The 18,751-nt window shown below is 70.8% G+C and carries 13 protein-coding genes; 10 read left to right on the top strand and 3 right to left on the bottom strand.

What is annotated here, in order from left to right:
* Window positions 1-45: 45 nt before the first annotated feature.
* Window positions 46-1,221 (bottom strand): trypsin-like serine peptidase, encoded by a 1,176-nt coding sequence (locus SSOG_RS12540; RefSeq protein WP_039937358.1) that lies wholly within the window; start codon window positions 1,219-1,221, stop codon window positions 46-48.
* 260 nt (window positions 1,222-1,481) lie between these two features.
* On the opposite strand from SSOG_RS12540, the gene SSOG_RS12535 reads away from it, so the two are divergent.
* The 4 genes from SSOG_RS12535 (at window position 1,482) to SSOG_RS12520 (ending at window position 8,469) form a co-directional block, all read left to right on the top strand.
* Window positions 1,482-3,020 carry a diaminobutyrate--2-oxoglutarate transaminase family protein gene (locus SSOG_RS12535; protein WP_009714590.1) on the top strand — a complete coding sequence of 513 codons (1,539 nt, stop codon included), beginning with the start codon at window positions 1,482-1,484 and terminating at the stop codon, window positions 3,018-3,020.
* Window positions 3,021-3,609: 589 nt separating this feature from the next.
* Window positions 3,610-5,547, top strand: a complete 1,938-nt coding sequence (locus SSOG_RS12530) for an IucA/IucC family protein (protein WP_009714589.1) — start codon at window positions 3,610-3,612, stop codon at window positions 5,545-5,547.
* 67 nt (window positions 5,548-5,614) lie between these two features.
* Window positions 5,615-6,301 (top strand): GNAT family N-acetyltransferase, encoded by a 687-nt coding sequence (locus tag SSOG_RS12525; RefSeq protein WP_009714588.1) that lies wholly within the window; start codon window positions 5,615-5,617, stop codon window positions 6,299-6,301.
* 167 nt (window positions 6,302-6,468) lie between these two features.
* Complete coding sequence (locus SSOG_RS12520) at window positions 6,469-8,469, top strand: ATP-dependent DNA helicase (protein WP_009714587.1); 2,001 nt, start codon at window positions 6,469-6,471, stop codon at window positions 8,467-8,469.
* 96 nt (window positions 8,470-8,565) lie between these two features.
* Here the strand turns inward: SSOG_RS12520 and lexA are convergent, their stop codons facing one another.
* On the bottom strand, window positions 8,566-9,369 hold the full coding sequence (gene lexA / locus SSOG_RS12515) for a transcriptional repressor LexA (protein ID WP_009714586.1): 804 nt from the start codon (window positions 9,367-9,369) through the stop codon (window positions 8,566-8,568).
* A gap of 523 nt (window positions 9,370-9,892) precedes the next feature.
* On the opposite strand from lexA, the gene nrdR reads away from it, so the two are divergent.
* From nrdR to SSOG_RS12495, 4 genes are all read left to right on the top strand, one after another.
* The gene (gene nrdR, locus SSOG_RS12510) at window positions 9,893-10,411 is read left to right on the top strand and encodes a transcriptional regulator NrdR (protein WP_009714585.1); all 519 of its coding nucleotides are present in this window, start codon (window positions 9,893-9,895) and stop codon (window positions 10,409-10,411) included.
* A gap of 115 nt (window positions 10,412-10,526) precedes the next feature.
* Window positions 10,527-13,391: a vitamin B12-dependent ribonucleotide reductase gene (locus SSOG_RS12505; RefSeq protein WP_009714584.1), complete on the top strand. Its 2,865-nt coding sequence runs from the start codon at window positions 10,527-10,529 to the stop codon at window positions 13,389-13,391.
* Between the two features lie 173 nt (window positions 13,392-13,564).
* Entirely contained in the window at window positions 13,565-14,971 is a 1,407-nt protein-coding gene (locus SSOG_RS12500) for a pyridoxal phosphate-dependent aminotransferase (RefSeq protein WP_425385414.1), read from the top strand.
* Window positions 14,972-15,095: 124 nt separating this feature from the next.
* Complete coding sequence (locus SSOG_RS12495; RefSeq protein WP_009714582.1) at window positions 15,096-15,701, top strand: YdbC family protein; 606 nt, start codon at window positions 15,096-15,098, stop codon at window positions 15,699-15,701.
* Window positions 15,702-15,748: 47 nt separating this feature from the next.
* Here the strand turns inward: SSOG_RS12495 and SSOG_RS12490 are convergent, their stop codons facing one another.
* A complete protein-coding gene (locus SSOG_RS12490; protein ID WP_009714581.1) occupies window positions 15,749-16,375 on the bottom strand; it encodes a TetR/AcrR family transcriptional regulator in 627 nt (208 codons plus the stop codon).
* 91 nt (window positions 16,376-16,466) lie between these two features.
* Between SSOG_RS12490 and SSOG_RS12485 the strand changes: the two genes are divergently transcribed.
* Both SSOG_RS12485 and SSOG_RS53500 read left to right on the top strand, forming a co-directional pair.
* The gene (locus tag SSOG_RS12485) at window positions 16,467-18,131 is read left to right on the top strand and encodes an ABC-F family ATP-binding cassette domain-containing protein (RefSeq protein WP_009714580.1); all 1,665 of its coding nucleotides are present in this window, start codon (window positions 16,467-16,469) and stop codon (window positions 18,129-18,131) included.
* A gap of 10 nt (window positions 18,132-18,141) precedes the next feature.
* On the top strand, window positions 18,142-18,751 hold a 610-nt coding region (locus SSOG_RS53500; protein ID WP_208867350.1), incomplete at its 3' end, for a histidine phosphatase family protein.

Here is an 18,751-nt window from a genome sequence, read left to right as displayed (position 1 = left end):
CTCCATTCCGGGGGGCGGGCCTTCGCCGCTGCTGACCGCGGGTGACTACTGACCCGCGAACTTCTTGCTGACCGCGTTGTAGACGCCCTTGGCCTCGGGACCCAGATGGGGGCCCGCCAGCCAGGTGGCGTTGGACGGGCCTATCGAGGTGTTGGACACCAGTGAGGGCTTGCCGTTCGCACCGTTCGCGACCCAGCCGCCACCGGACGAACCGGCGGTCATCGTGCAGCCGATGCGGTACATGGTCGGCTGCTTGGCATCCAGCGACAGCCTGCCCGACTTGTCGGCGCACTGGTTCATCTTCTGGCCGTCGAACGGCGGGGCCGCAGGGTAGCCGGTGGCCGTGATCTCGTCGATGGACTTCACGGCCGGTGCGTTGAAGTCGACCGGCAGCGCGCCGCCGACCGTCTCCTCCAGCGACTTGCCGCCGCTGACCTCAGGCTTCACGTGCATGACCGCGAAGTCGTACGGTGCGCCCTTGCCACCGGTGGCCGCGCCGCTGTCGATCCACTGGGAGGAGGTCTGCGCCCAGTCGGCCCACCAGACGCCCTTGGGGGCGAGCTCTTCCCGGGTGGCGTTCTCCAGCTCGGCCGCCGACTTGCCGGAGTCGTTGTACGAGGGCACGAACATCAGGTTCTTGTACCAGCCGCCGCCCTTGCCCGCATGGACGCAGTGGCCCGCGGTCCAGACCATGTTGGACTTGCCGGGGTGGGCGGGGTCCTCGACCACGGTCGCGGAGCAGACCATCGACCCCTCGGGGCCGTCGAAGAAGACCTTGCCCGCGTAGGGAACGCGGGAGCTGTACGGGCTGTCGACCTCCTGCGCCTTCACCGGCTGCGGATCAGGGTCGGTCACACCCTGGTCGTCAGCGATGTCGCTGTCGTCGACCTGCTCCTCCGGCTCCTGGGCATCCCGCATCCGGTCCGGCTTCCACAGCCCCTTGATGATCGGGTTGATGAAGTCGCCCGCCTCGCGGAGCCAGTCGTCCCGGTCCCACTTGTTCCAGGCGCCGTTCTTCCACTCGTCCAGATCGACGCCGAGGTTCTTCAGCTTGTCGTTGATGTTGTCGGGCAGCTTGATGTCGTCCGCGCCCTGCTGCGCCGACGATGCGGACGCCTTGGCATCGGCCGAGTCGTCCGACGATCCGCACGCGGTGGCGGTGAGCGCCAGCACCGCGGCGATGGCCGCCGAGGCGAGCGCGGGTCGGCGTTTGAAAGGCATGGGCGGAACTCCCCCTGATGTTCTGAACTGCTTCACGGCCTGTCTGGAATTGTCATGCTCCCCCCGACAGTGGGGTGATCCCCCACTATGCCGGTGCCGCCTACGACGGCTACAGGCGGGTCCTCGGTTCCCGGCGGCAAGGATCTTCGGTCAGCCCGTGATCCCGGGCCTGACACGTCGTTGGTACGTACGGGGGACAGTCGGAGGGCGTTCAGCAGCGAGAGGACCGTGAGCCGTGGCCATGACCCCAGCTCCCGCCGATGACGCCGGACCCTTCGCCGCCCGTCGTGCCGGACGGCGAAGGGTCCGGCGAGGACGCTCCGGCCATCCTGCGGCGCCAGTCGCTGCGGGAGTCGGCCGCCCGCACCTACGCCCGGGCGCTGCCCATCGTCCCGGTGCGCGCCCGCGGGCTGACGATCGAGGGCGCCGACGGCCGCCGCTACCTCGACTGCCTCTCCGGAGCCGGGGCGCTGGCGCTCGGGCACAACCACCCGGTGGTGCTGGAAGCGATCCGCGCCGTCCTGGACTCGGGCGCCCCGCTCCAGGTCCTGGACCTGGCCACGCCGGTCAAGGACGCCTTCACGGACGAACTGTTCGCCACGCTGCCGCCCGAACTCGCCGCCCACGCACGGGTCCAGTTCTGCGGCCCCGCGGGCACGGACGCGGTCGAGGCCGCACTCAAGCTGGTACGGACCGCCACGGGGCGGGACGGCCTGCTGGCCTTCTCCGGGGCCTACCACGGGATGACGGCCGGGGCGCTCGCCGCCTCCGGCGGCGCCCCCGCGGTGAGCGTGACCCGGTTGCCCTTCCCCTACGACTACCGCTGCCCGTTCGGGGTGGGCGGTGAACGCGGCGCGGACCTCGCGGCGCGCTGGACCGAGCGGCTGCTGGACGACCCGAAGGGCGGGACGGCCGCACCCGCCGGGATGATCCTCGAACCGGTACAGGGCGAGGGCGGGGTGATCCCCGCACCGGACGGCTGGCTGCGCCGGACGCGGGAGATCACCGCGGCCCGCGGCATCCCCCTCATCGCGGACGAGGTGCAGACCGGCGTGGGGCGCACCGGTTCCTTCTGGGCGGTCGGACACAGCGGCGTGGTGCCCGATGTGATGGTGCTGTCGAAAGCCATCGGTGGCAGCCTGCCGCTGGCCGTCGTGGTCTACCGGGAGGAGCTGGACACCTGGCGGCCCGGCGCCCACGCGGGCACCTTCCGGGGCAACCAGCTGGCGATGGCGGCGGGCGCGGCCACCCTCGCGTACGTCCGCGAGAACGGCCTCGCGCAGCGGGCCGCGGTCGTCGGTGAGCGGATGCTGACCCGGCTGCGCGCCCTCGCCGCGCAGTGCCCCCACATCGGGGACGTCCGCGGCCGCGGCCTCATGATCGGCCTGGAACTGGTCGACCCGGCGCGGCCGGACCCCGGCCCGGAATGCCCAGAGGCCACGACCGGGACCACCCCGACGACCGGCACCTTCGCCGGTGTGGAGGGACGCGCGGACGGCCGCGCAGCCCGCCGTGCAGACGGTGGTACGGACACCGGTGCCACCGCCCGTCGCGCCGCCCCGATGCTGGCGGCTGCCGTACAGCGGGAGTGCCTGCATCGCGGCCTGATCGTCGAACTCGGCGGCCGCCACTCCGCCGTGATCCGTCTCCTTCCTCCGCTGACCATCACCGACGAGCAGGCCGAAGCCGTTCTGGACCGGCTCGCCGACGCCCTGGACGCCGCGATCCGCGCTCTCGGCGACCGCGCCGCCCATGAACTCCCGCCACCCGGCCCGCCCTTCACCGGAGGCCACCGGTGACGCGCCCCGCGGCCGTAGGACCGCACCACCACCGCACCATCGAAGGAGGCAGGCGCCAGGCTCCCGGCGTGAAGGCCGTGACGCGAGCGCCGCACCGACCATGCCGCACTCCCCTGGGCGAGCCCCCTTGTATCCCCAGCCGGACCCGGAGGACGGCGCCATGAGCGACCGGACGGCCCGCACCGCTCCCGGGCACCCCCAACCCGGAGGCGAGGCACCCCCTCCCTCGCCCTCCGCGGAGACGACGACGGGGTTCCCGCCCGCGGTCGCGCCGACGGCACCACAGCGTCGGGTGCTGCACTCCGCGACGGCACAGCCTCAGCCCACCGCCCCGCCGCCCAAGTCGGCAACGCCCCCAGCCGGGCCGCCGACTACGGAGCCCTCCACCGTCGAGCCCACCAGTCCCGAGCCGTTCGCGCCCCAGCCGCCCGCAGCCATGACCGCCGCGGAGCCAACCGGACTCCCGCCCACGCCACCCAAGGCCGTGCCGCCCCACCCAGCACCGCCCAAGGCCGCGCCGACCCGGCTCGCGTCGACCCAGGTCACGGTGCCCCAGCCCGCACCGTCCCCACCTGCGTCGGCTGAGCCCGTGTCGGCTGGGCCCGCGCAGAGCGCGCCGACGCGGGCCACGGCACTCGCACCGCCGGCAGCCTCTGCCGAGCCGCCCCTCGTCGGGACGGCCCCGGTACCGCGGCAGGACCACAGCGGTCATGACGCACCCGAGGGGCCCGCTCCCACCGCCGGGCAGGACCCGCTCGACCATCCCGATCCGCAGCTCGCCGCCGAAGCCGCGGGGGTCGAGAACCTGCTGCGCTGCTGGGTACGGGAGACCGCCGCAGGGCCCCCGGACGGGGACACCCTGCGCATCCCCCTTGCCGCGAGCGGCACGTCTCTCCAGGTGCCCGTGCGCTACTGGTCGGCCACCGGCTGGCACCGCTTCGGGGCGCCGGTGCTGGAACACGGCCCCTGGGACGCCCCCGCCGTCGGCGCGGTGGCCCTCGCGGCGCTGCTCACCCGGGAGGCGGCGTACGCAGCCCGGCAGGACGAGACCGACGCGGAGGCCTCCGAACTCATCGGCCGCGTTGCGGACTCCGTACGACGTACCGCCCAATTCCTGGCCCACCGCCGGGCCGTGCCCGCCGACCCCGACGCCGGAACCCCCTTTCTCAGCGCGGAACAGTCCCTCCTCCTCGGTCACCCCCTTCATCCCACACCGAAGAGCCGCGAAGGTCTCTCCGACGCTGCCTCGCCTGTGTGCTCACCCGAATCGCGTGGCTCCTTCCCCCTGCACTGGTTCGCCGTTGACCGTTCCGTGCTCGCCTGCGAGTCGGCCTGGACCGAACGTGGCAGAACGGTGCCCGCCGAGAGGCTGGCCCTCTCGCTCGCGGGCAGTGGTCTGCAACTGCCGCCCGGATCCGTGCCCTTGCCTCTCCACCCCTGGCAGGCCCACGAGGTCCGGCACCGCCCGGCCGCCGCCGCGCTGTTCGACGCGGGCCTGCTGCACGACCTCGGCCCGGCCGGCGGACACTGGCACCCCACTTCCTCGGTCCGCACCGTCTACCGGCCCGGTGCGCCCGCGATGCTCAAACTCTCCCTCGGCCTGCGGATCACCAACTCCCGCCGCGAGAACCTCCGCAAGGAGCTTCGCCGCGGCGTCGAGGTGCACCGGCTGCTGCGCAGCGGGCTGGCGGAGCAGTGGCGGTCCGCCTTCCCCGGATCCGGCTTCGACATCGTCCGTGACCCGGCCTGGCTCGCGGTGGACGGGCCGGATGGCGACCCCCTGACCGGCCTCGACGTCGTCATCCGGCACAACCCGTTCGGCCCGGGCGACGACGCCGTCTGCGTCGCCGGGCTCCTCTCCCTCCGGACCTGGCCGGGGCAGCCCGCGATGCGCTCACGCCTGGCCCACCTCGTCGCCCGGCTCGCCGCCCGCACCGGCCGCTCCTCCGCGGCCGTCAGCGCCGAGTGGTTCCTGCGCTATCTGCACACGGTCGTACGCCCCGTGCTCTGGCTGGACGGGGAGGCAGGCATCGCCTTGGAGGCGCACCAGCAGAACACCCTGGTGCTGCTGGACCCGGACGGCTGGCCGGTCGGGGGCCGCTACCGGGACAACCAGGGCTACTACTTCCGTGAGTCCCGCTATGACGATCTCCAGCGGCGGCTGCCCGGGATCGGCGGGCCCAGCGACACCTTCGTGTCCGACGAGGTCACCGATGAGCGCTTCGCCTACTACCTCGGGGTCAACAACGTCCTCGGCGTGATCGGGGCGTTCGGGGCGCAGCGGCTCGCCGACGAGCGGGTGCTGCTGGCCGCGTTCCGCCGCTTCCTCGCCGACGCCGCGTCCGGCCCCGGCAAGCTCCGCTCGCGGTTGCCCGCCCGCCTCCTCGAGACGCCCACCCTGCGCTGCAAGGCCAATCTGCTCACCCGCCTGCGCGGCCTGGACGAACTCGTCGGGCCGGTCGACACCCAGTCCGTCTACGTCACCATCGCCAACCCCCTTGTCACTTCCGCCGCTTCCACGGCCTGACGTCCGTCCACCCCGCCGATCACGCCCCTCACGGCGCGTCTGACATCCATGAGAGGAGAGCGTCGCCGTGTCGCACTCCGACTCCAGCACCGACGACACCATCGACATGCGGATGCGCCAGGAAGAACACACCGCGCGAATCCCCGAGAGCCAGCTGACCGGCCCGGAGTTCGACAGCCGCCCCGACCTCCTCGACCGCATCGCCGAATGGGGGCCCACCAGCACCCCGGCGGGGGCCTTCCAACTGGTCCCGGTCCGCATCGGGCGCGATCTGCGGCTCATCGCCCGATGGATGAACGACCCCGCCGTGGCCGCCTTCTGGGAACTCGGCGGCCCGGACGACGTCACGGCGAGCCACCTGGGCGGCCAGCTCGACGGCGATGGGCGGAGCGTGCCCTGTCTGGGAGTGCTGGACGGAGTCCCGATGAGCTACTGGGAGGTGTACCGGGCCGACCTCGACCCACTCGCCCGGCACTACCCCGCCCGGCCGCACGACACCGGCATCCACCTGCTCATCGGCCGCATCGGCGACCGTGGCCAGGGTCTGGGCACAACCCTGCTCCGCGCCGCGGCCGATCTCGTACTCGAACACCGCCCGTCCTGCGCGCGCGTCGTGGCCGAACCCGACCTGCGCAACACCCCCTGCGTCGCGGCCTTCCTCGGCGCCGGTTTCCGCTTCTCCGCCGAGGTGGACCTCCCCGGCAAACGCGCGGCACTGATGCTGCGCGACCGCGCCCTGCGCCATCTGCTGTGAGCCATCGTGACCCCCTGCGATCTTCGACGGCATCCGATCGCCGCCTTTGCCTGTGATACACCGCTCGGCCCGTCCGGGTTCCGCCTCTGCCACGCGTTCCCTCCACGGAGGGTGATGCGACCGCCAGCGAGAGTGATGTCGGTGCCGCCGCGTAGGCTGGCAGCCCTATGACTGACACGTCCTCGCCTCCACTCGCAGATCTGCTGCACGCCGCCGTCACCGCCGTCGGCGGCACCGAACGCCCTGGTCAGACAGCCATGGCCGAAGCCGTGGCCGAGGCGATCGACGACAACTCCCATCTGCTGGTCCAGGCCGGCACCGGCACCGGAAAGTCGCTCGGCTATCTGGTGCCCGCCCTCGCCCACGGCGAGCCCGTCGTCGTCGCCACGGCGACCCTCGCCCTTCAGCGACAGCTCGTCGAGCGCGACCTGCCGCGTACCGTCGACGCTCTGCATCCGCTGCTGCGCCGCCGCCCCGAGTTCGCCATGCTCAAGGGGCGGTCCAACTACCTGTGCCTGCACCGCCTCCACGAAGGCGTGCCGCAGGACGACGCCGACGAGGCCGGGCTGTTCGACCCCTTCGAGGCGGCCGCGCCCACCAGCAAGCTGGGCAAGGACCTGATGCGGCTGCGTGACTGGTCCGACGAGACCGAGACGGGCGACCGCGACGACCTGACGCCCGGCGTCTCCGACCGTGCCTGGTCCCAGGTGTCGGTCACCTCCCGGGAGTGCCTCGGCGCGTCCAAGTGCGCCTATGGCGCGGAGTGCTTCGCCGAGGCCGCCCGCGAGCGCGCCAAGCTCGCCGAGGTGATCGTCACCAACCACGCGCTGCTCGCCATCGACGCCATCGAGGGTGCCCCGGTCCTGCCCGGCCACGAGGTGCTGATCGTCGACGAGGCTCATGAGCTGGTCTCCCGCGTCACTGGCGTCGCCAGCGGCGAGCTCACCCCCGGCCAGGTCAACCGGGCCGTGCGGCGCGCCGCCAAGCTGGTCAACGAGAAGGCGGCCGACGATCTCCAGACCGCCTCGGAGACCTTCGAGCGGATCATGGAGCTGGCTCTGCCCGGCCGCCTCGAGACCATCCCCGAGGACCTGAGCTATGCCCTGATGGCGTTGCGCGACGCGGCCCGCACGGTGATCTCCGCGCTCGGCGCCACCCGTGATGCCTCGGTTCAGGACGAGGACGCTGTCCGTAAGCAGGCCCTGGGCGCGGTGGAGAACATCCACCAGGTGGCGGAGCGGATCGTGGAGGGCTCCGAGTTCGACGTGGTCTGGTACGAGCGGCACGACCGTTTCGGTGCCTCGCTGCGCGTCGCCCCGCTGTCCGTGTCCGGTCTGCTGCGCGAGAAGCTGTTCGAGGACCGCTCGGTGATCCTCACCTCCGCCACCCTCAAGATCGGCGGGGACTTCAACGGGGTGGCCGCGTCGCTCGGTCTCGCTCCCGAGAGCCCGCAGGACCCCGAGGGCGGCGAGGAGTCCGCTCCGCGCTGGCAGGGCCTCGATGTCGGCTCGCCCTTCGACTACGCGAAGCAGGGGATCCTCTACGTCGCCAAGCATCTCGCCCAGCCCGGCCGCGAGGGCAGCCGCAGCGACATGCTCGATGAGCTGGCCGAGTTGGTGGAAGCCGCGGGCGGGCGCACGCTCGGGCTGTTCTCGTCCATGCGCGGCGCGCAGGCCGCCGCGGAGGAGCTGCGCGGACGGCTCGACATGCCCATCCTCCTCCAGGGCGAGGAGACCCTCGGCGAGCTGATCCGGACCTTCGCCGCCGATGCCAGGACCTGCCTGTTCGGGACGCTGTCGCTGTGGCAGGGCGTGGATGTGCCGGGCCCGAGCTGTCAGCTGGTGGTCATGGACCGGGTGCCCTTCCCGCGCCCCGACGACCCGCTGATGAGCGCTCGCCAGAAGGCGGTGGAGGAGGCCGGTGGCAATGGCTTCATGGCGGTCGCGGCCACGCACGCCGCCCTTCTGATGGCGCAGGGCGCGGGCCGGCTGGTGCGGGCCTCCGGGGACCGCGGCATCGTCGCCGTTCTGGACCCGCGGGTCGAGCGCGCCCGCTACGGCTCGTTCCTGCGCAAGACCATGCCGGACTTCTGGTACACGACCGACCGCAACCAGGTACGCCGTTCCCTGGCCGCGATCGACGCGGCGGCCAAGGCCGAGGGCGCGTAGGGGCGCGGGCATACAGCAGGGCCCCGGAACCGGCGCAGTGGTCCCGGGGCCCGGTCGCTGGGCACGCCTGCTGGAGGCGCACCTCGGTCCGTCGGCTCAGACGCGCCGCAGCACCGCGACGACCTTGCCCAGAATGGTCGCCTCGTCACCGGGGATCGGCTGGTACGCGGCGTTGTGCGGGAGCAGCCAGACATGGCCGTCCTCGCGCTTGAACCGCTTCACCGTCGCCTCCCCGTCGAGCATCGCGGCGACGATGTCACCGTTCTCGGCGACGGGCTGGCGGCGCACCGTGACCCAGTCCCCGTCGCAGATGGCGGCCTCGATCATGGAGTCGCCGACCACCTTCAGGACGAACAGCTCACCGTCGCCGACCAGCTGGCGGGGGAGGGGGAAGACATCCTCGACCGACTCCTCGGCGAGGATCGGCCCGCCGGCCGCGATCCGGCCGACCAGCGGCACGTAGGAAGCGGCGGGCTTGCCGGTGGTGTCCGTCGGCTGCGCGCTGGGCTGGTCCGAGCCACGGACCTCGTACGCCCGGGGCCGGTGGGGGTCACGCCGCAGGAAGCCCTTGCGCTCCAGGGCCATGAGCTGATGGGCGACGGACGAGGTGCTGGAGAGGCCCACCGCCTGACCGATCTCCCGCATGGACGGCGGGTAGCCGCGCCGCTGCACAGAGTCGCGGATGACTTCGATGACGCGACGCTGCCGGTCGGTCAGCCCTGAACTGTCCGCCCGGATGCCTGGAGGTCGCCCTGGTAGTGATCGGGTCGCCTTCTGCCCCTCCGGGTTCGTGCTCGCGTCGTTGATCGCGTGAGTCTGATTCATCGCGTGTGTCTGTTCGAGTCGGCTCTGGGAGCGCTCCTGGGCGGTAACAGTGGCGCTCTCTGCGGTGGTGGTCACGACGGCCCCTCTCGAGATGTTCTCCCTAGTTGGACAACGGTAGTTGCTTTCGAAAGGTTGCGCCAAACACACGTTCGAGTGAAATATCCCAGATGAGCTGACGTGATCACAGGCTTGGGTGTATAAGGCGGTTCCGGTACGGGCTGAGAAGCGGGCTCCGACCGTGCCCGGTCGCGGGTCTCGGTCGTGTCCTGCGGCAGGCTTCGGTCGTTTCCGGTGGCGGGTTTCGGCCGTGCCCGGCGCTGGGCCTCAGTCTTGCACCCCGGCCCCTGTGGATCCGGGACCCGTGGGGTTCGCGTAGTCTCGTGCCTGCTCCCGAGTCATGACACGCCGCGCGGTGCGATTGGGTGCCAGACCCCAGATCTAGTGGTTTGATGGATGTCAGCCACCCACAGCTTGTGGTCCCCGGTGATTCGTTGCCGAGATCTTCGCCTATGCTTGTGGTCGCTTCGACGGGCCTGCGCTGCCGGTCGGAGCTTGTCAGTCATGCGCCGTTCTTGAGGGTGAGGGAGGGTACGGAGTCATGCACTGCCCCTTCTGCAGGCACCCCGACAGCCGCGTCGTCGACAGCCGGACCACGGACGACGGCTGCTCGATCCGCAGGCGCCGCCAGTGCCCCGACTGTGCGCGCCGCTTCACGACCGTGGAGACCGCGTCACTGATGGTGATCAAGCGGAGCGGGGTCACCGAGCCCTTCAGTCGCGACAAGGTCATCTCCGGGGTCCGCAAGGCATGCCAGGGCCGTCCCGTCACCGAGGACGCCCTCGCCAAGCTCGGTCAGCGCGTGGAGGAGGCCGTACGGGCCACCGGGAGCGCCGAGCTGTCCACCCATGACGTGGGGCTCGCCATACTCGGTCCGCTCCAGGAGCTCGACCTCGTCGCCTACCTCCGCTTCGCCTCCGTCTACCGCGCCTTCGACTCGCTCGAGGATTTCGAGGCCGCGGTCGCGGAGCTGCGTGACCAGCAACGGCCTCCCGCGCACGACCGCGGGCCCGGCGCCGACGGGGCCGCGGAGGCCCCCGCGCCCACTGCCGCCGACTGACCGGCGGCCAAAGACCTGCCCGGGGCGCATCGCGCCTCCGGGTGAAAGACAAGAGACACCGTGCCCGGGAAGAAATGGGCACATCAGGGCGTTTTCGCCCGTACAGGGAGGCGGAATGACAGAGACGACGAGCGGCCCCGCACGAGGCTCCCGCTCCAAGGGAAGCAAGAACAAGGGTCTGCGTATCGAGCGCGTCCACACCACCCCTGGCGTGCATCCGTACGACGAGGTGGTCTGGGAGCGTCGTGACGTCGTCATGACCAACTGGCGTGACGGGTCGGTCAATTTCGAGCAGCGCGGCGTGGAGTTCCCCGACTTCTGGTCGGTGAACGCGGTCAACATCGTCACGAGCAAGTACTTCCGCGGCGCGGTCGGCTCCCCGACCCGTGAGGCGAGCCTGAAGCAGCTCATCGACCGGGTGGTGGGCACGTACCGCAAGTCCGGCGAGGCCAACGGCTACTTCGCCTCCCCCGCAGACGCCGAGATCTTCGATCACGAGCTCACGTACGCGTTGCTGCACCAGGTCTTCAGCTTCAACTCGCCCGTGTGGTTCAACGTCGGCACCAAGCAGCCGCAGCAGGTCAGCGCCTGCTTCATCCTCTCCGTGGACGACTCCATGGAGTCGATCCTGGACTGGTACAAGGAAGAGGGGATGATCTTCAAGGGCGGCTCCGGCGCCGGCCTGAACCTCTCCCGCATCCGCTCCTCCAAGGAGCTGCTCTCCTCCGGCGGCAACGCCTCCGGGCCCGTCTCCTTCATGCGCGGCGCCGACGCCTCCGCCGGAACGATCAAGTCGGGCGGTGCGACCCGCCGGGCCGCCAAGATGGTCGTGCTCGACGTCGACCACCCGGACGTCGAGGCGTTCATCGAGACCAAGGTCAAGGAAGAGGAGAAGGTCCGCGCCCTGCGCGACGCGGGCTTCGACATGGACCTGGGCGGCGACGACATCACGTCCGTCCAGTACCAGAACGCCAACAACTCGGTCCGTGTGAACGACACGTTCATGAAGGCCGTGGAGTCCGGCTCGCAGTTCGGCCTGCGCAGCCGCATGACCGGTGAGCCCATCGAGGAGATCGACGCCAAGTCCCTCTTCCGCAAGATGGCCGAGGCGGCCTGGGCCTGCGCCGACCCGGGCATCCAGTACGACGACACGATCAACCACTGGCACACCTCGCCGGAGACGGGCCGGATCACCGCCTCCAACCCGTGCAGCGAGTACATGCACCTGGACAACTCCTCGTGCAACCTGGCCTCGCTCAACCTCATGAAGTTCCTCGAGGACGACGACGCCGGCAACCAGCGCTTCGACGCCGAGCGCTTCGCCAAGGTCGTCGAGCTGGTCATCACCGCGATGGACATCTCCATCTGCTTCGCGGACTTCCCGACCCAGAAGATCGGCGAGACGACCCGCGCCTTCCGCCAGCTGGGCATCGGCTACGCCAACCTCGGCGCCCTGCTGATGGCCACCGGCCACGCCTACGACAGCGACGGCGGCCGGGCCCTGGCCGGAGCCATCACCTCCCTGATGACCGGCACCTCGTACAAGCGCTCCGCCGAGCTGGCGGGCGTCGTCGGCCCGTACGACGGCTACGCCCGCAACGCGGACGCCCACAACCGCGTCATGAAGCAGCACTCGGACGCCAACGCCATCGCCAAGCGCGTGGACGACCTGGACTCCCCGGTCTGGGCGGCGGCCACCGAGGCATGGCAGGACGTGCTGCGCCTCGGTGAGAAGAGCGGCTTCCGCAACGCCCAGGCGTCGGTGCTCGCCCCCACCGGCACCATCGGCCTGATGATGGACTGCGACACCACGGGCGTCGAGCCGGACCTGGCCCTGGTGAAGTTCAAGAAGCTGGTCGGCGGCGGCTCGATGCAGATCGTGAACAACACGGTCCCCAAGGCGCTCAAGCGGCTCGGCTACCAGCCGGAGCAGGTCGAGGCGATCGTCGCCCACATCGCCGAGCACGGCAATGTGATCGACGCGCCGGGGCTGAAGCTCGAGCACTACGAGGTCTTCGACTGCGCGATGGGCGAGCGCTCCATCTCGCCGATGGGCCATGTGCGGATGATGGCCGCCGCCCAGCCGTTCCTGTCCGGCGCGATCTCCAAGACGGTCAACATGTCGGAGTCGGCCACCGTCGAGGAGATCGAGGAGATCTACTTCGAGGGCTGGAAGCTGGGCCTCAAGGCGCTGGCGATCTACCGCGACAACTGCAAGGTCGGCCAGCCGCTCTCCGCCAAGAAGAAGGAGGAGAAGGCGGCTGAGCAGGCCGAGCCGGAGGTCGAGAAGGTCGTCGAGTACCGCCCGGTCCGCAAGCGCCTGCCCAAGGGCCGTCCCGGCATCACCACCTCCTTCACGGTCGGTGGCGCCGAGGGCTACATGACGGCGAACTCCTACCCCGACGACGGCCTCGGTGAGGTCTTCCTGAAGATGTCCAAGCAGGGCTCGACCCTCGCGGGCATGATGGACGCCTTCTCCATCGCCGTCTCGGTCGGTCTCCAGTACGGGGTGCCGCTGGAGACGTACGTCTCGAAGTTCACCAACATGCGCTTCGAGCCAGCCGGTATGACGGACGACCCGGACGTGCGGATGGCCCAGTCGATCGTCGACTACATCTTCCGCCGGCTGGCGCTGGACTTCCTGCCGTTCGAGACCCGGTCGGCGCTCGGCATCCACTCCGCCGAGGAGCGCCAGCGTCACCTGGAGACCGGTTCGTACGAGGCGTCCGAGGACGATGTCGACGTCGAGGGCCTGGCCCAGTCGGCGCCGCGGCGGCTGGAGGCCCCGAAGGCCACCACGACCGCGGCCCAGTCCGAGACGTCCGCCCCGAAGGAGGCCCACAGCTCGACCGAACTGGTCGAGATCCAACTGGGCCTGAACGCCGACGCACCGCTGTGCTTCTCCTGCGGCACCAAGATGCGCCGCGCGGGCAGCTGCTACCTGTGCGAGGGCTGCGGCTCGACCAGCGGTTGCAGCTGATCGTCCGCCCTGACGGGTGACCTTCGACGCGGGGCGTGGCCTTCGGGCCGCGCCCCGCTCGCGTAGGTCTCGTGTGTGTGGCGCCGGTGCCGTGGTCGCCCGGGAGGCAGGCAGAAGCCGGGGGGACTGTAGCGGTTCCGGTATCTCCTGTCACTCGACTTCTCACACGCACCATGAAATTCGGCAACGCCCCGACTGGCGGTGGCTCGTGCGCGACGCTCTGTGCAAGCGGAGCCGAACGTCGTGCCCAGCACGGCCCATGTGACCGAGGAGGTCTTGCTGTGACTGTCGCCGCCATCGGCAACACGGGTAATGCCGCACAGCTTTTCCGGGGCACCAACCACAGTCCGTCGTACTTCATGCTGAACCGCGCGGGGGTAGCGGGCGGCGGACAGGACATCGTGGATTTCTGTATCCCCTGTAATCCCTACTTCCCCACCCCCGGCATGTTCGACGAGCTGTCGGCCATGCTGCGCGACATTCTCACCTATTACCCCAGCTCCGCCGATACGATCACAGCCGAACTGGCGCATCTGCTCGATCTCCAGCCCCAGACCATGGCGATGGGCAACGGTTCGACGGAACTCATCACCTGGATCGACCATTTGCTGGTCAAGGACAGCCTGGCCGTGCCGATCCCCACCTTCGGCCGGTGGACGGATCAGCCGGACGAAACCGGCAAGCGCGTGGACATGTTCCGGCTGCCGGAACGGCATGGCTTCGCCCTCGATCCCGATGCCTTCGTGTCGTTCATTCGGCAGCGGGGATCACGCACCGCCGTCATCTGCAATCCGAACAATCCCGACGGCGGTCTCCTCTCCCGTGACGCCGTCATATCGTTCATGGACTCCCTCGCGGACCTCGATCTGGTCGTCATCGACGAGTCCTTCCTGGAGTTCGTCGACCCTGATTCCGGTCCGTGGCCGAGCGTCGTCGACGAGGCCGTGGTGCGCCCGAACGTCGTCGTCCTGCGCAGTCTGGGAAAGAACTTCGGCCTTCACGGCGTGCGCTTCGGCTACCTGGTGGCGAATCCCTCGCTCGCCCGGAAGGTCCGCTCCAGGCTGCCGAAGTGGAACCTCAATTCCTTCGCCGAGATCATCGTCTTCATGCTCAAGGACCATCAGCAGGATTACGAGATGAGCCTGCGGATGCTCGCCCGCGACCGGCAGGAAATGATTTCGCAGCTGGGATGTCTGCCGGGAATGACCGTCTACCCCTCACAGGGCAACTTCGTGTTCGTCAAACTGCCGGAGGGGGCGGACGGCGTGCAGGTGCGGGACCGGCTGCTGTCCGAACACGGCGTGCTGGTGCGCGAGTGCGGCAACAAGCTCGGCAGCAGCAGCCAGTTCATGCGGCTGGTGGTGCGATCGGAACCCGATGTGCAACGGCTGTTGTCCGGGCTCAGCAGCGTCCTGTACGGAAGCGCCTGGTACGCGCCTCTGCCCGGCGGGCAGCAGTTGCAGGCGGCCGCGTACGCGCCGAGTCCGGGCATGCGGCTGACGGCCCCCGGCGCCGGAATGCCGGGTGCCGGTGCGGGGCTTCCGGGGCCGGGACCGGGGTCGGGACGCAGGCGGCGCTGACCGGAGGCCCATGGGGGCGACCGGATACGGCCTCCGTCGCAGCACCGCCCGTCCACCCACCGATGCCCGGGGTGGACGGTTCGCTGTGTGATGCGGGCCACCGTCGGGGCCGTAGGATGGCGCGGTGCTGGTCAAGTGGATTCGCTGCACCGTGGTGGACCGCCCGGGGTTCGAGCGGGGGCAGCGGAAGTGGGCGGGGATGCCCGGCGAGCCGGGATTCCGGGGGCAGGGCGGTGGCTGGAGCCGGGGGCGGCCGAACGTGGCGCACATCTTCGCGTTCTGGGAGAGCCGGGCGTTCTACGACTCCTTCATGGCGCGGTCGCACAATCGGTTGGCGGCCGCGCAGTCGGGCACGTACCGGAACATGCAGGTCCGGCTCTTCGAGCATCGCTTCGATGTGAAGGTCGGCTTCCAGCCCCGGTTCAACGACGCGGACGTGCTGCGGGTCGCGCACTGCCGGGTGCACGCCGACCGGGTGGACCACTTCACGCTGGTGCAGGAGAAGGTGTGGAATCCGGCGATGGCCGGGTCGCCCGGCATGCTGCGCGGGGTCTTCGGCGAGGCGCCGGGAAACGAGTTCCTCGTGCTGTCGATGTGGGACTCGGCCGCCGAACACGGGAAGTACCGGGTGGAGCGCGTGGAGCGGCTGGGGTTGCGCGCGCAGACGGAGGCGGATGTGGCCGCGATAGCCGGCGACGTGGTGGGTGTGGAGTCCGCCTGGACGGTCTGAGGACGCGACCGCGCCCGGCCTCGGCTTTGAGGGCGCGCTTCTGACCGTCACCCGGCCGGGAGGTACGCCCCGGCCCGGACGGCGGCGGCGACCGCTGCCGCAGACTGGTCGGCGAGCGGTGTGCCGATGGGTTCGCGGGTGATCAGCACACGGAAGAACAGTGGGGCGGATACGGCCCGGACGACCGCCGCGGCGTCGGTGCCGACGGGCGCCTCACCGCGCTCGACAGCCCGCGTCACCACGGGTTCGCACCGGGCGAACCGCTCGGCGTAGAAGTCATGGAGCGCCTCTGCCGCGCGCCGGGACTGGAACGCGGCGGCGACGAAGGCGGTCGGTGCGGCCGCGGCCGGTGCGTCGCCGAACGTCTCGGTCACCTCGCGGGCCAGGGTCCGCAGATCGCCTTCGAGGCTGCCGGTGTCGGGGGGTGTCCAGGAGTCCTCCCCGGCGAGCTGGAGCGCGTCGGCCACCAGCCCCTCGACGCTGCCCCAGCGCCGGTAGACCGTCGTCTTGTGGACGCCCGAGTGCTCGGCGACGTACTCGACCGTCAGGCCCGGATAGCCGTGCTCGGCGAGGCCGGTGAGTACGGCGTCGCGCACTGCGGCACGGGTGCGCGCGGTGCGCCCGCCGGGGCGGACGGTGCCGGGCGTGTGGGACGCACTCTCCGACAATTGCAACTCCGGTTGTGTTAGTGGTTTTCCTGTGCCACCCTGAGGGTAATGCAACTATGGTTGTGTTTACAGGCTCCGTCGATGACGGACCGCTCGGATGCGCGGAGGTGTGCCCTTGCCGACTCAGATCTCACTGCGCGGTGTGACGCTGTCCCGAGGTGACCGGACCCTGCTCGACGACGTGTCGTTCGCGGTGCGGCCCGGTGAGCGCGTGGGCGTCGTCGGGGAGAACGGCGCGGGCAAGTCCACGCTTCTGCGCGCCCTGGCCGGTACCGAACCGCCGGACGACGGCGTCGTGGTCACCCTGGCCGAGGGCGGTCTGGGGCACCTCGGCCAGACGCCCGAGCTGCCCCCTGACCACACGGTCCGCGACGCCATCGACGCGGCTTTGGCCGAGGTCCGCGCCATGGAGCGCAGACTGCGCGAACTGGAGGCCGACCTCACCGGCTCCGCTCCGGAGGCGCTCGCCGAGTACGGCGAGGTGCTCACGGCCTTCGAGGCGCGCGGGGGCTATGCCGCGGACAGCCGGGTCGACAAGGCCCTGCACGGTCTGGGGCTGGGGTCTATTGGGAGGGGGCGACGGCTCGGCAGCCTCTCCGGGGGCGAGCAGGCGCGGCTCGGGCTGGCCTGTCTGATCGCCGCGGCTCCCGAGGTGATGCTTCTCGACGAGCCCACGAACCATCTCGACGGCGCGGCGCTCACCTGGCTCGAGGACGCGCTGCGGGCCCATCCGGGCACGCTGGTGGCGGTCTCCCACGACCGCATGTTCTTGGAGCGGGTGGCGACCGCGATCGTCGAGGTGGACGCCGACCGGCACACCTTGGTGCGGTACGGCGGGGGCTATCGCGGATTCCTCGCCGAACAGGCCGCCGCGCGCCGCCGCTGGGAGCAGGCCTACGAGGAGTGGTGCGCGGAGACGGCCGCGCTGGCCGAGTCCGCCACGACGGTGGCGCGGCGGGTCGCGCCGGGCCGGGGCATGAAAGACGGCAACAAGCTGGCCTACGACCGCGACAGGGGGCGGGTGCAGTCCTCGGTCTCCAGCCGTGTGCGCAACGCCCGGGAGCGGCTGCGCAGGCTCCAGGAGGACCCGGTGCCGCGCCCGCCGGAGCCGCTGCGGTTCGCCGGGCGCCCCGCGGCGGGCGACGAGCAAGGGGCGCTCGTCGGCCTGGACGGGGTCCGGGTGGGTGACCGGCTGGCGGTGGACGCGCTCACGGTGGCCGCGGGCGAGAGGCTGCTCGTCCACGGTGCGAACGGCGCGGGCAAGTCCACGCTGCTGCGCGTGATGGCCGGTGTGGAGCGGCCGGACGAGGGCCATGTGGTGCGTCGGGGCCGCATCGGCTACCTCGCGCAGGAGATCCCGGTCGCCCGCCCGAGGGAGCGGTTGTTATCGGCCTTCGGACTCGGGCTGCCGGGGGCGGCGGAGGAGCACGCCGCCTTGCTGCTGTCGTACGGCCTGTTCCATGAGCGTGATCTCCATGTGCCGGTGGGGGCGCTCTCCGCGGGCCAGCGCCGCCGCCTGGCCCTCGCCCGGCTGCTGGCCCGCCCCGCCGATCTCCTGCTGCTCGACGAGCCCGCCAACCATCTCGCCCTCGGCCTCGTGGAGCAGCTGGAGCAGGCACTGGACCGGTGGGAAGGCGCGCTGGTGGTGGTCTCGCACGACCGGCTGCTGCGCCGCCGGTTCACCGGCCGTCTCTGCGAGATCCGCGACGGCCGCCTGGTGACGGAGGAGGGGAGCGAGGCGCCTGCCGGACGCCCGATCTAGGGTGGGCGGCATGGCACGACCCCGGCGCATCATCCTCATACGGCACGGAGAATCGGAGGGGAATGCCGATGACTCGGTGTACGAACGTGTGCCCGACCATGCCCTGAGACTGACCGAGACCGGGCGGCAGCAGGCGCAAGAGGCGGGTGTCGGGCTGCGTGCCACCTTCGCCGACGAGCGCGTTTCGGTCTATGTGTCGCCGTACCGGCGTACCCACCAGACCCTGGAACTGCTCGGCCTGGATCCCTCCCGCACCCGGGTCAGGGAGGAGCCGCGGCTGCGGGAGCAGGACTGGGGAAACTGGCAGGACCGCGAGGATGTGCGGAAGCAGAAGGCATACCGCGACGCCTACGGGCACTTCTTCTACCGCTTCGCGCAGGGCGAGTCCGGGGCCGATGTCTACGACCGGGTGGACGCGTTCCTGGAGAGCCTGTGGCGCAGTTTCGAGGATCCGGCGCACCCGCCGAACGTCCTGCTGGTCACCCATGGGCTGACCATGAGGCTGTTCTGCATGCGCTGGCTGCACTGGAGCGTGGCCGAATTCGAGTCCCTGTCCAACCCGGACAATGCCGAGACGCGGATGCTTGCTTGCTGGGCTCCGACGGCCGCTACCACCTCGA

The sequence above is a fragment of the Streptomyces himastatinicus ATCC 53653 genome (genome assembly GCF_000158915.1).
Classification (GTDB): Bacteria; Actinomycetota; Actinomycetes; order Streptomycetales; family Streptomycetaceae; genus Streptomyces; species Streptomyces himastatinicus.
Note: the sequence above shows the minus strand (reverse complement) of the source record. Positions and strands in the feature narration are given on the sequence as shown.